The organism is Paenibacillus oceani (assembly GCF_014705615.1).
Classification (GTDB): Bacteria; Bacillota; Bacilli; order Paenibacillales; family NBRC-103111; genus Paenibacillus_AB; species Paenibacillus_AB oceani.
This window is the reverse complement of the sequence record NZ_JACXJA010000031.1, coordinates 47,525-60,127: the sequence shown is the minus strand read 5'-3', so window position 1 is coordinate 60,127 and position 12,603 is coordinate 47,525. Positions and strand designations below refer to the sequence as shown.

The 12,603-nt window shown below is 52.8% G+C and carries 9 protein-coding genes, 1 pseudogene and 1 riboswitch; of the genes and pseudogenes, 9 read left to right on the top strand and 1 reads right to left on the bottom strand.

The annotated features are described in order from the left end of the window. Nucleotides 1-47: 47 nt before the first annotated feature. Entirely contained in the window at nt 48-701 is a 654-nt protein-coding gene (locus IDH45_RS21835) for a B-box zinc finger protein (RefSeq protein ID WP_190930261.1), read from the bottom strand. Nucleotides 702-1,188: 487 nt separating this feature from the next. Between IDH45_RS21835 and IDH45_RS21830 the strand changes: the two genes are divergently transcribed. The 9 genes and pseudogenes from IDH45_RS21830 to IDH45_RS21790 all read left to right on the top strand — a co-directional run. After that, nucleotides 1,189-2,058, top strand: a complete 870-nt coding sequence (locus IDH45_RS21830) for a YitT family protein (protein ID WP_190930260.1) — start codon at nt 1,189-1,191, stop codon at nt 2,056-2,058. A 299-nt stretch (nt 2,059-2,357) separates the two neighbouring features. Beyond that, on the top strand, nt 2,358-3,341 hold the full coding sequence (locus IDH45_RS21825; RefSeq protein ID WP_190930259.1) for a hypothetical protein: 984 nt from the start codon (nt 2,358-2,360) through the stop codon (nt 3,339-3,341). 318 nt (nt 3,342-3,659) lie between these two features. Further along, on the top strand, nt 3,660-4,283 hold the full coding sequence (locus IDH45_RS21820) for a TetR/AcrR family transcriptional regulator (RefSeq protein WP_190930258.1): 624 nt from the start codon (nt 3,660-3,662) through the stop codon (nt 4,281-4,283). A 46-nt stretch (nt 4,284-4,329) separates the two neighbouring features. Beyond that, nucleotides 4,330-6,648 (top strand): ABC transporter permease, encoded by a 2,319-nt coding sequence (locus IDH45_RS21815; RefSeq protein WP_190930257.1) that lies wholly within the window; start codon nt 4,330-4,332, stop codon nt 6,646-6,648. 4 nt (nt 6,649-6,652) lie between these two features. Further along, nucleotides 6,653-7,411: an ABC transporter ATP-binding protein gene (locus IDH45_RS21810; protein WP_190930256.1), complete on the top strand. Its 759-nt coding sequence runs from the start codon at nt 6,653-6,655 to the stop codon at nt 7,409-7,411. A gap of 288 nt (nt 7,412-7,699) precedes the next feature. Continuing rightward, on the top strand, nt 7,700-9,736 hold the full coding sequence (locus IDH45_RS21805) for a glycosyl hydrolase family 28-related protein (RefSeq protein WP_190930255.1): 2,037 nt from the start codon (nt 7,700-7,702) through the stop codon (nt 9,734-9,736). A 204-nt stretch (nt 9,737-9,940) separates the two neighbouring features. Beyond that, entirely contained in the window at nt 9,941-10,303 is a 363-nt protein-coding gene (locus IDH45_RS21800; protein WP_190930254.1) for a BlaI/MecI/CopY family transcriptional regulator, read from the top strand. After that, on the top strand, nt 10,300-11,763 hold the full coding sequence (locus IDH45_RS21795; RefSeq protein WP_190930253.1) for a M56 family metallopeptidase: 1,464 nt from the start codon (nt 10,300-10,302) through the stop codon (nt 11,761-11,763). Before IDH45_RS21800 ends, IDH45_RS21795 begins: the two co-directional genes overlap by 4 nt. 101 nt (nt 11,764-11,864) lie before the next feature. Next, nucleotides 11,865-11,964, top strand: a riboswitch (purine riboswitch). A 117-nt stretch (nt 11,965-12,081) separates the two neighbouring features. Continuing rightward, nucleotides 12,082-12,600 (top strand): annotated as a pseudogene (locus IDH45_RS21790) (solute carrier family 23 protein); the annotation flags it as partial. Nucleotides 12,601-12,603: the final 3 nt, after the last annotated feature.

The following is a 12,603-nucleotide window of genomic DNA, read 5'->3' as shown; positions in this document are numbered from 1 at the left end:
TCCGATTCAGCATTCAACGAAATTAATAAATCACTCTCATGAATTTCTTATCCCATAAACCCGCATACGCCTGTGCGCGGGGAGTTGACGACCGGGAGGAGCATGTCCTCACCGCATTGGTGGTTTTCCGCGCAGGTATCGCACAACCAGCCGGACTCCTCGTATTGGCATTCGGAGCAGATGTATTCCGCCTCGGCGTCTCCGCATTCGGTGCAGGAGATATCGGGAGCTACGTTGCGGGCGAGGAGCTCGATGCCGGGCGAATCGTGTTTGGTTCCTAAACGTTCCTCCACCACCTTCAGGCTCAATTCCGTCGTTGATCCCATATCGTACTCATGCAGGAAAGACAGGTCTTTTTTCAGCACCTTCCCCAATCGGATCTGCATGCTTTTGTCGCCGAACTCTTCATCCGGTGAAGAGCCATAAGTACGATCCCTCACGATGAACAGACTCAGATGTCCGCAGCATTCCAGCCAGAGATCCCTTAGGAAATGGTCCAGATCGGTTAACGTCGCGTCAGCGCTTGCTTCCAGGTACAGCCAGTACTTAGGCAAGTAGCGGTCTTGCACACGAATCAGAAAATATCGGTTGTTTCCGTCCTGCAGTACTCGTTTGGGACAAGTTTGCAGATGCTTCCCAATGGCGCTTTTGCCAACTTCTTTTTCGCAGCTGGTACAAATTCCTTTAGTCGTTTTGCCCATAGCGATGCCCCTTCCGTAACGTACTGTATTTATGTTCATTATAACTATAAGGACAAGCGAGTAAAAGATGTCTTAAGGCAGACGGCGGCACTCCTTCCCCTAAAGTCATTTATTAACCCAATAGGGAGATCAGAATTAAACGGAAATAGACACAAAGAGAGAACGGCACGGAGCGGAGCGGGCATCAGGTTGTTGCTTTTTCGTTGTGGTGGAGTTCAGGGAGCCGTTTCGGGGCACACTAAAAAAATCCAATCACGTTCGACTCAAATAGAAGAAAATTTCCCGAAGGCCGATACATTTTTTTCAAAAAATATTGCGGCTGCACAGGTTTGTCGAATAAAATTGAAAGACAACGAACTGTGTTATGTCGTTACAATAGGGATTCAGACGAGTCGAGGTTACTGCCGGCACCATCTCATTCTATGGCAGACTGATTCTAGCGTTTCCCCGGGTTCGGTTTGACACGATAAAGAAGAGAGGAACTAAAGTGGGAGCAGTATCCAGGAAAGCAATCATTCGAAGAAAGATCGTAAAGGCAGTTTCTGTAATCATTGGCGGTTTTATTACAGCATATGGTTTGGAGGCCGTGCTAATCCCCAACAACGTATCGGACGGGGGCGTGACCGGCCTGAGCATCGTCGGCTCGCAATGGAGCGGTCTGCCGCTTGCTCTGCTGATAGCCGTGATTAACATTCCTTTCATTTTTTTGGGTTACAAGCAGATTGGCAAGAGCTTTGCGATTTTCTCGGTGCTGGGTATCGCATCGCTTGCGATCGGTACGACGGTGATGCACCATATCCCGACGATTGTGCAGGGGGATACGTTGCTGGTTACCGTGGTCGGCGGCATTATTATCGGTTTTGGCATGGGGCTGGCGCTGCGTAACGGCGGTGCGTTGGACGGGATTGACATGCTTGCTGTGCTGCTGGCTCGCAAGCTGCCGTTCGGAACGAGCGATCTGATTTTGTTTCTGAACTTGTTCGTATTTATAGTGGTCTCGACGGTATTTGGGCTTCAAGGCGCGATCTTGTCGGGTATCGCTTATTTTATCGCTTCCAAGGTCATTCATATTGTGGAAGAAGGATTAAGCGGCTCCAAAACGTACAAGATCATAACCAGCCAGGCGGATGAGATGATTGAGACGATCCGCGACCGGTTGGGGCGCAGCTCCACCTACACATTCGTGCACGGCGGTTATTCCAACGAGCAGTTCAAAGAAATCACATGCGTGATCAACCGGCTTGAGGAAAGCAAAATGAGGGAGATTATTAATGAGATCGACGATAAAGCGTTCATTATCGTATATGATATAGCGGAAGTGAAAGGCGGCAACTTCCGTAAGCGCGATATCCACTAAACGGAGGGTGGTGACGACGCTAATGGCGACATAGTCATCGCAATGATACAAGGAAGCACTGGGCAGCTAGAAACTCCCGGTGCTTTTTCGCGTAATATACGATAACATGCATCCTTCTGGCCCGCCGGGCGCGCATCCGAATGCAAAATCTGCTTCCAAAGGTTTGACGGATGCCGCTAGAATAAGGCACTCTGGATACAGAATGTGTTGTTGTATAGCCCGGACAAGAGTTTTCCTGGGGCAAGCGCGTACCGTTCTTTTCGCTCCGCACCCATCACATGAGACAAGGAGGAGGCGCTATGGACCAATCCAAAGCGATAGTGACGCTGCTGGTCGTGAACTTGTTGGCTGTTCTATATATCGGATACAAGCATAACGGCGAAATTCGCAGCCAGAGCAGCCAGACAGACTCGCAACTCCACATCCTGCAGCAGCAGGTGCAGATGCTGGAAAGCCAGATTGTAAACGGGATCAGCCGTGAGCTGACCGCCCAGGCCGACAAGGTGGAACGGCTCGACTATGAATTAACCGAAGCGGATCTGGCTCAGAAGAAAGCGAAGGTTGGTTTGCAGGTGGCGTTGAAGGAAGTGTCGCCCTCCGCCGTCATTGCGGTGTCTGTGCGCGGCGACGGCCAGGTGAAGCCGCTGGAAGCGGTGCTGGAGCCTCAAGGGGGCATGCAGTATGGAACCGAGCTGGAACTGTCTCTGGAGCATAATTACGAGCTGACCGTGTGGGAACGAAGCGGCACAGGACAGAAGCAGCTGAACGCCCAGACGCGCCGGCTGCCGCTGATGGACGATATGTATCGCAACCGTGTGACCAAGGCGAGTACGGGGACCGGCCTTTCCAATGACCGGCTGAATGCGGACTTTTCCTTTTTATTAAAAGATTTGGGGATACCGGGAACCGGGCTGGAGCAGGCATGGCTTCGAATCCGAAAAGGCGGCGAGGTATATGACGAGATCGATGTGACGGAGCAAGCGACGCCGCGCTCGGGCCTGTACGGGGAGATTGAGGATCATTACAAAGTAGCGCGCGCTTCCGGTCAGATCAACAATTCCGTGACGCTGGAGCAATTCGCCCGCGACAAAGGCTTCGATCCCGATCGGTACGTTCCGACCGCTACGGCGGGTGAGCCGTCGCCCTATACGCAGTATTCGCTGCTTTATACGATCGAATTTGCTAAAGATTACCCGGAATTGAAGCTTAACCGGGATTTGGCGGAGCAAATTTCCTTTGAATGGATGCTGCGGTTCGAGGACGGCTATGAGCATCTGAATTAATCGGACGGTGCCCCGCGGCTGGCAGGGACGCTTCCAACACCACGGCAGAAGTGGATGGAGCGTCCTTTTGCCTGCACACCATGTCACGCTGAGGCATCAAAACCGTGTGAGGTGCAAAATAAGCTTGTGGAGAGAACCTCAGCGTAGAAGAGGGGGGCGGGAGGCGTTCGTCAACGGACTTGCAAGTGGACGGCGCGCTACAGTTGAATCCTGCCAACGTACTTGCCCGGTTATAGAAGAAGAGAAAGCTTGAACATTGCTAAAAAACATGTTACGATTAAACCGACAGGCAGTCGGTCGGTGTGAGGGGGGATACAAATGAGAGTAGTAAAAGAAGCGGAAGAGCGCAGAAACGAAATTCTGGACGCGGCGGATGAGCTGTTCGGTCAGAAGGGCTTTGACGGCACAAGTACAAACGATATTCTCCATAAGGTCGGAATTGCGCGGGGAACCCTGTATCATCACTTCAAGTCGAAGGAAGAGATTATGGATGCGCTGATTGAGCGGTATAATGCCCGCCTCTTGGGAGCGGCCCGGGAAATAGCCGAAGACAAGGGCATCCCCATAGTCGAGCGTATCGTCCGGGTTGTGGCGGCGCTGAACATAAGCGGCGGAAGCAGCGGTGAAATCATGGATCACATTCACAAGCCGCAGAACGCGCTGATGCATCAGAAAATCCAGAAGGTCATCATCAACGGCGTGACACCGATCCTGACGGGAATTATCCGCGAGGGCATCGAGCAGGGGATGTTCCGCACACCGTATCCGTATGAGTGTATGGAGATGGTTGTGATCTATGCGATTACCGTTTTTGATGATGATATCGTGGCTATGACGGACGAGGAGCGCGTTGCGCGGATGGTGGCTTTTATAGGCAATGTGGAAAGGCTGCTCGGTGCGGAGAGCGGAAGTCTGATGGACACGATGAACATGTTTGGCTAAGGGTTCGGCGGTAACCCATTGGAATTTGACTCGGCAGAGGTGACCTATGTACTACAGAATAATCCGCAATGATATATCGGCAAGCAAACTGGTCACATTCACAACGATGCTATTTGTTGCTGCGGCCGCTATGCTGGTATCGCTGGCGGCGATCCTCGTCGTCCATCTATCGGGTGCGATCGATACGCTGATGACGAAGGCGGTCACCCCGCATTTTATGCAGATGCATTCGGGCGGTCTGGATCGTGCGCGGCTGGCCGCTTTTGCGGAACAGAACCGCAATGTGGAAAAGTTTCAAGTGGTTGAATTTCTGAACATGGACGGCTCGCGTATCCGATTCGGCGATCGTTCGCTGGCAGGCAGCGTACAGGATAACGGCTTCATCACCCAGAGCGGGAAGTTTGATTATCTGCTTGACCTTGAGGGGCACATCATACGCGTATCCGATGGTGAGCTGTATGTTCCGGTCAGCTATATGAAGGATGGTACCGCGAAAATTGGCGATAAAGCGATGATTGCCGGCAACGAATTAACGGTTGCGGGTTTCCTCCGGGATTCGCAGATGAACTCTACGCTGGCCTCTTCCAAACGGTTTCTGCTCAGCGAACGCGATTTCGAGGCATTAAAAGGACTCGGGAACATCGAGTATCTGATCGAATTTCGCTTAAAGGATATGTCGAAGCTCGGCGAATTCGAAACGGCTTATGCGTCCTCGGGGCTTGAAGCGAATGGACCGACGATTACATACCCGCTGTTCAGAACGATTAACGCCCTTTCCGACGGTATGATGATCGGGGTAATCCTTCTAGTCAGCGTGCTGGTCGTGGCCATCGCCTTGATGTGCATCCGCTTTACGCTTCTGGCCAAAATCGAAGACGATTACCGAGAGATCGGCGTGATGAAGGCGATCGGGCTGCGGCTCTCCGACATTAAGAAGATTTACGTGGCGAAATATACAGTGATTGCGGCGGCCGGATGTATCGCTGGTCTGCTGCTTGCGTTCCTGCTGCAGGACCTGCTTCTTGAAAATATCCGGCTGAATATGGGGGAGAGCGAACAGGGTTCTTACGCTTCGCTGTTCGGAATGATCGGCATCCTGCTTGTATTCGCTGCCGTCCTTGCTTATGTAAGCGGAGTGTTGAGACGTTTCCGGAAAATATCCGCCGCCGAAGCGATCCGCGCAGGCACTTCTCCGGAACAAACAGCGGGAGCCAGACGATTGACTTTAAGCGGCAACAGGCTGCTCAGCACGAATGTGTTCCTTGGCGTCAAAGATGTGCTCGCAAGAAAAAAACTATATGTCACGAATCTGGCGGTGCTGATGATCTCGGCCTTTATCATGATCGTTCCGCAGAATCTGTATCATACGATATCCTCCAAAAGCTTCAGCCAATACATGGGGATCGGCAACAGCGATATGCGCATCGATATTCAGCAGACCGACCGGATGTCCGAGAAAGCCGCAGATATCGTTAAAACGATGAGCGGCGACAGCACGATCTCCAAGTATGCCGTGCTTACCACGCAATCGTTCCAAGCCCGGATGGAGGACGGCTCGGAGGAGAGGTTAAAAGTTGAGCTTGGCGACCATTCCGTGTTCCCGGTGCAATATGCCGAGGGCAGAGCGCCTGCCGCGGAAGACGAAATGGCGCTTTCTGCGATGAACGCGAGTGAGCTAAGGAAGCAGGTTGGCGATTCTCTTACGCTGTTGGTTGAGGGGAAGGAACGAAAGCTCAAGATCAGCGGGATTTACTCCGACATCACGAATGGAGGCAAAACCGCAAAGGCCGTCTTCACCGATCGGTCGGCGGCTGTCATGTGGTACGTAATCAGCGCGGAGCTTACGGATCAAGCCCTGGTCGACAGCAAAGTTTCTGAATATGCGGGCAGGTTTGAGTATGCGAAAGTTTCGGACATCGATGAGTATATGGCACAGACATACGGCCCGACCATAAGCGCGGTTGAAAAAGCTGCCTATTCCGCAATTGCAATCGCGCTGATCATAACAGGGCTGATCACGTTGCTGTTTATGAAAATGCTTGTCGCGAAAGACAAATATTCCATTGCCGTTTTGAAGGCGTTCGGTTTTACCAACTCGGATCTGACGGCGCAGTATGTTTCGCGTGCGGTCTTCGTCCTGATAGTCGGAATGGTTCTCGGCACGCTGCTGGCGAACACGCTCGGAGAAAGCCTTGCGGGCGCGATGATTTCCTCCTTTGGAGCGTCGGCGTTTCAGTTTACGGCCAATCCGCTTTCGGCGTATCTGCTTAGTCCGCTGTTGATGATAGGCACGGTGCTTCTCGCGACACGGATCGGCATCTCAGGCGCGGGACGCATCCACATTTCGGAAAGTATGAAGGGGTAGGCAGATGAAGAAGGTGATTATCGGCGATCGTATCGTCAAGTCTTTCGGAGCGGGCGATGAAACGTGCAAGGTGCTTGACGGAGTTTCGGTCGAAATCGGCGAGGGCGAGTTCGTTGCGGTTATGGGGCCTTCGGGTTCGGGGAAATCAACGTTGCTGTTTGCGCTGAGCGGGACGGATGGTGTGAATGGCGGAAAGGTCGTGGTTGACGGCAAGGATTTATCCGAGATCGGGGAAAAGGAGCTGTCCGATCTGCGCCGGACGAAGATGGGATTCGTGTTCCAACAGCCGACGATGCTGAAGTATCTGAATATCCTCGACAATATCATTCTTCCCTCCACGCGGGACAACCGAAAAAACGTCGCAACCATAACGGAGAAAGCAAGAGCGCTTATGAAAAGGATGGGCATCGGGGAGCTTGGAGCACGCGACATTACCCAGGTTTCGGGCGGTCAGCTGCAACGTGCAGGCATATGCCGAGCACTGATGAACAGCCCGGCCATTATATTCGGCGACGAGCCTACAGGTGCGCTTAACTCTAAATCGGCGCAGGAGATTATGGACATCTTCTCCGAAATTAACAGGGAGGGCACGGCGATTATGCTGGTCACGCACGATGCCAAGGTTGCGGCGCGGACGGAGCGGATATTGTTTATGCGCGACGGGACGATCGTGAGCGAGCTGATGCTGCCCAAGTTTGACGGAACGGATCTGGACGGACGGGTCGAGAAAGTAACGGTGAAGATGAGGGAAGTCGGCATCTAACGGTGGAGGCGCGCTGGATCTCGATACGCGGTATGGAGAGGTCCAGCCTGCTTTCGTCCGCAACGCGTACACAAAATGCGCGTTTTTCAGGTATTTCCGCAAAGAGGGCAATTTCGGATAAAACGCACGGGTTTGTCGACACGATGGCATGAAGACGGCTATCGGGAGTCGTGTTATATTTTTAATTGAAAGCGCTTCACTCAAAATCCATCCGAATACGCTTCGTCGGTCCGAGTCGAACCGTATCGGACGGGTAAACAAACTAATGGATTAAAGGGAGGAATGATGATGAATAGGTACAATCAAAGCGGGGACATGCTGCTGCCGGAAAAAGCGGTCGTGTCCCCAAACGGGAGTGTCCCTGCTCCAGGCGGGGCAACCGGCAGTCGGCTCGGGCGACGGAAATTGCTGGCTACCGCAGGGTTAGCAGGCGTTGCCGCCGTAGCCGGAGGATTATTCAATCTTACGCAAGCCCATGCGGATAAAAAGAATGCTTCTGCCGCAGACGTTATCTGCCAGTATCCCGGCGGAACGATCCGGACCGTCTCCGACAAATTGGCCGAATCGGTCAGCGTCAAAGACTTCGGCGCGGTCGGCGACGGGACTACGGACGACACGGCGGCCATTCAGCAAGCGTTCCAAGAAGCGGACGGCGCGGTTTTTTTCCCGGCGGGCACCTACATCGTATCCCCCTCTGCAAGCTCGGCTTACCTATTGTCCATTGTCAATCGGTCGTCCTTCTCGATTTACGGCGAGGGCGTCTCTTCCGTCATCAAGGTCAAGGATGGAGCCGGAAATTACAAAGGGATAATCGGCCTCGCCAATTCGACCGTCGATCTGGCTCATTTTCATGCCGAGTCGCTCGTATTCGACCATAATCGTCACAACAACGTGCTGGCCTCCGTTACGGATTACCAGGCGCAGCTGCGAAGCTCGATAAGCAACTACTCGTCGACGGCCGGATACGGTCATATTGTTGTTACCGACTGCACCTTCCTGAACGCTGACGGGGTGGTCAGTCTTTATTTTCCGAAAGGAGTGAACGAAGGCAAGCTCGTTCGCATAACGAATAGCAGTTGGATCGGGGCCGCGAATGCGAACGGGAGCGACTTCGACCAATCGTTTATTAATGCGACCTGCGACCAATTGCTTCTATCGGGCTGCTCCTTCGAAGGCGCAGACTGGCCGCTTGCCCCGCGGACGGCGATCGAGACGCATGCGTCCCATTGCGTCGTAACGGGGAATGTCATCTCCCGTTTCCAGATTGGCATGAACCTTACCGGAATCGCACAATCCGGGACGACGCTGAACCAGGTATGCAGCGGCAATACGGTTCACACGTCCAGGGACGGTATCCTGATCTGGTCGCAATCGCTAAGCCCCGCCAATGCGACAGTCGGCTTTAAAAATATGATCGTCGAAGGGAATACGGTCGACTTGAATCCGTACCTGTATACGTTCAGCTCGACGGTCGGAGGATGCCGGGGCATATCCATCTACGGTGGGGCCAAGTCGGTCGCCTACGAAAATTTGGCCGTACACGGCAATGTGATCCGGTACGAGCGGGAAGTCGGCACGCCGTATATAAACAAGTTTGCCTTGAAATCGTTCGGCGCCATCAGCAGCTACGAGAACGGCAATCAGACGAATCTCGCCGCCCATTTTTCAATTATGAACAACAAGGTCGTCAATTGTCCGGCGTCGGGCATCTTTTTCGATCTCGGCAAGGTCAAAGGACTGGTTATCTCCGGCAACGAGCTGATTGATTGCGGCACGACGATCAGCCCGACGGCGCAGTTCAGCAACAAGGTCCCGCTTTACTTGTCGCCTTCGCTGGAGAGCGACTGTCTTATACAGGGCAATATCGTGATGCAAACGGATCCGGCGCCGACGATCAGCAGTTTTATCTATATCCGGGATCGGGCGGGCAGCAACTACGTTTACAAGTGTCTGGATAATACGTTTGCCTTGCGGGACGGCGTGGACCCGGCGAATATTGCCGACTATGTCGGGATGTTTAATTCCGCGCAGAGGCTGTGGATGGAAGGAACCGTTCCGCTGGGTACGATCCGCCTGCCAGCAATGACAGGCGGGATCGGCTCCAGGGTCGCCATTGTAGGCAGCGGTATAATCGCGTCCAAAACGGGAGCGTCTATATGGTGGAGCAAAGAAGGTTGGGGAACGGCTGCTCCGGCGGCCGGCCTCTGGAATCCGGGCGATGTCATTCATCATGCGGCTCCGGCAGCTGCGGGCCATATGGGATGGGTGTGCGTGGAAGCGGGTTCCCCCGGGATCTGGAAAACGTGGGGCGCAATAGAAAGCTAAAGCCGCACATAAACGATCATCTTCACAGCATAAAGAGCACTCGAGAGGGTGCTTTTTTCGCATGGAAAATAAACTGGAGAAGAGGATTGCCAAGCTTACGGTTTGCCGATCTGTCTTCCTCGTAAACTTGACAATAGAGGTTTATTGCAATAGACTCGTAAGTAATGAGGTTTATAACGGTAAACCGATGGGGAGGATCGAGAAGTGGAACCGTACAAACTATTCGATGCCGAATATAAATTTGCATGTCTGATCTGGGATCATGAGCCGATCAATTCCACCGACCTGGTGAAGCTGAGCCAGACGAAGCTCGGCTGGAAGAAATCGACGACCTACACGGTGTTAAGAAAGCTGTGCGAACGGGGAATTCTTAGAAACGAAGGCGCAACGGTCACGGCCGTGATCAAAAAAGCGGATGCGCAGAAATACGAAAGTCAGACGGTTGTGAATAAAGCGTTTAACGGGTCCTTGCCCCAATTTTTGACCGCATTTCTGGGCGGCAAGAAAATTTCGGAGAAAGAGGCGGAGGAGCTGAAGCGGATTATTGAGGAGGCGTCGAGAGGATGAACCTGTTTCTGATGATCCTTCCTATGAGTATTACGGCAAGTTTGGTCGCATTAGCGGTTATGGTCGGGAGATTGTGTTTGAGGCGCGTTCCTAAACTGTTCTCCTATATCCTGTGGTCGGCGGTAGCGGTCAGACTGCTTATCCCCGTCAGTTTCAGTTCGGACTTTAGCCTACTACGGCTGGTGCAAACTCAAGACGCGGGTGGGGGCTACATAGGGAGAGTAGCGACGTTGATGGAGGTGCAGAAAAATCCCGTGGTGGATGCCGGAATTAGAGAAATAAGCCGTTTGGTAAACTCGGCCCTTCCCGCAATCGCCGCTCCTGCGACAAGCACAAGCCCGCTGCAGTTGATCCTGACGATCGGAAGCGCGATATGGATAACGGGCGTGGCCGGTCTCCTGATTCGCAGCATCGTTTCGTACTTGCACCTGGTATCCAGGCTCCGGACGGCCACCCTCGTCCAAGATAACGTCTATGAGACGGACCAGATCGACACGCCCTTTGTTTGCGGTTTTTGGAAACCGAAGATTTACATTCCGACCGGTATGAGCGAGAATGAACGGTCTTACATTGTACTGCATGAACAGACGCATATCCGGAGACGGGACTACTTGATCAAACCTTTCGCCTTTCTGCTGGTGATCCTCCATTGGTTCAATCCGCTGATGTGGCTGTCTTATTCGCTTATGAGCAAAGATATGGAGATGTCTTGCGATGAACGTGTCGTAAACAAGATGGGGGACCGGATTAAAGTGAGCTATTCGGCCTCCTTGCTCAACATGTCCACGGGAAGAAGCGGGGCGTTGACCGGCAGTCCGCTTGCCTTTGGAGAGAATGACGTTAAAGCCAGAATTAAACATATCATTACGTACCGCAAGCCTTCGTCATGGAGGATGGCAGCCTACACGCTGGTAATCGCCGTCCTGGTCGTAGGATGCACAGCGAATCCCAAGCAGCCGCCTATGTCTTCGTCTTTGCAGCGTGTGGCGCAGCCGCACTACTCGGGATATAGCCTGGAGCAGCTGCTGGCTAACAAAACGCTGTACGTGGGGAGCGCCAGCAAGGTAGGCGGTCTGATTGGCGGAATGCCCAAGCCTGCAGGATTGATTGCTGACGGCTTGGAACTTCACACGAAAGCTCAGCCTTATGGGGTGACCGTTCATTATGTCCGAAATGATCCGACCGGGATATCGGAAGAAGGAGCCGTTAACGGAGAGACTTTCTATCGCAACTCGATCCTGATGTTAAGTCTGATCGATAATGTCGATTGGATCACCTATTCGATTGCAGATCAGGCCGGCCGGTACGACGGTGCGGTTTATAGCATTACTTTTACAAGGGGACAGATCGAAGAGCAGATCGGTGAAGATGTCCGCCGGCATGCCGCAGACGAAGTCGGCTTGAAGCGGTTGATCGACCGTTTGCCAAATGCCAAAAGCGAAAGCGTCGTTCCTCTGTAAATTCACGGATATTTGTAATAGAATTGCCGATATAGTTCGTGATTCGACTGTGGAATTGAATTCATAAGACACGTTGACATGCCGCGGGACATTCATTATCCTATCCAAGGAAGTGAACATCTCGTATAACCTCAATAATACGGTTTGAGGGTCTCTACTAGGAGCCGAACAATCCTAACTACGAGTATAGGGTGCTTGTATTTCTGCGTACCCTATACCTTGGTTAGGATTTTATTTTTTGGAGGAAGAAGCGAATGATGGAAGCCTGGTTTAAGTTGAAAGAACGGAATACTTCGATCCGCACGGAGCTGCTGGCGGGGAGTTGCCGAGCAGGCGGGATTGGTGAAGGACGGGAAGTTTCCCCGCTCGCGCGGAGCGCTCCTTGCGGATGCGGTGGGGACTACGGCGGGCGCTGTGCTGGGAACGAGTCCAACCTCGGCGTACATCGAATCAAGCAGCGGCGTTGCCGTAGGCGGAAGGACGGGATTAACGGCGGTTACGGTCAGCTTGCTGCTGGGGCTGACTTTATTTTTCTCGCCTGTCATCGGGGGGCTTGCCGCTGTTCCCGCCATCACGGCGCCTGTGCTGATCATTGTCGGTTTTCTGATGATCAGTGTGGTGTCCAAGATCGACTGGAGCGACTTCGAGGTTGTATTCCCGGCGTTTCTGATTATCGTGTTGATGCCTTTGACTTACAGTATCGCAACGGGAATCGGCGTAGGTTTTATTACGTATCCGATCCTTAAGGCGGTAAAAGGGAAATGGCGTGAAGTTCATCCGATCTTTTACTTGTTCGCCGTATTGTTTTTTATCCAGCTTGCGTTTTTTGGGCATTGAGGG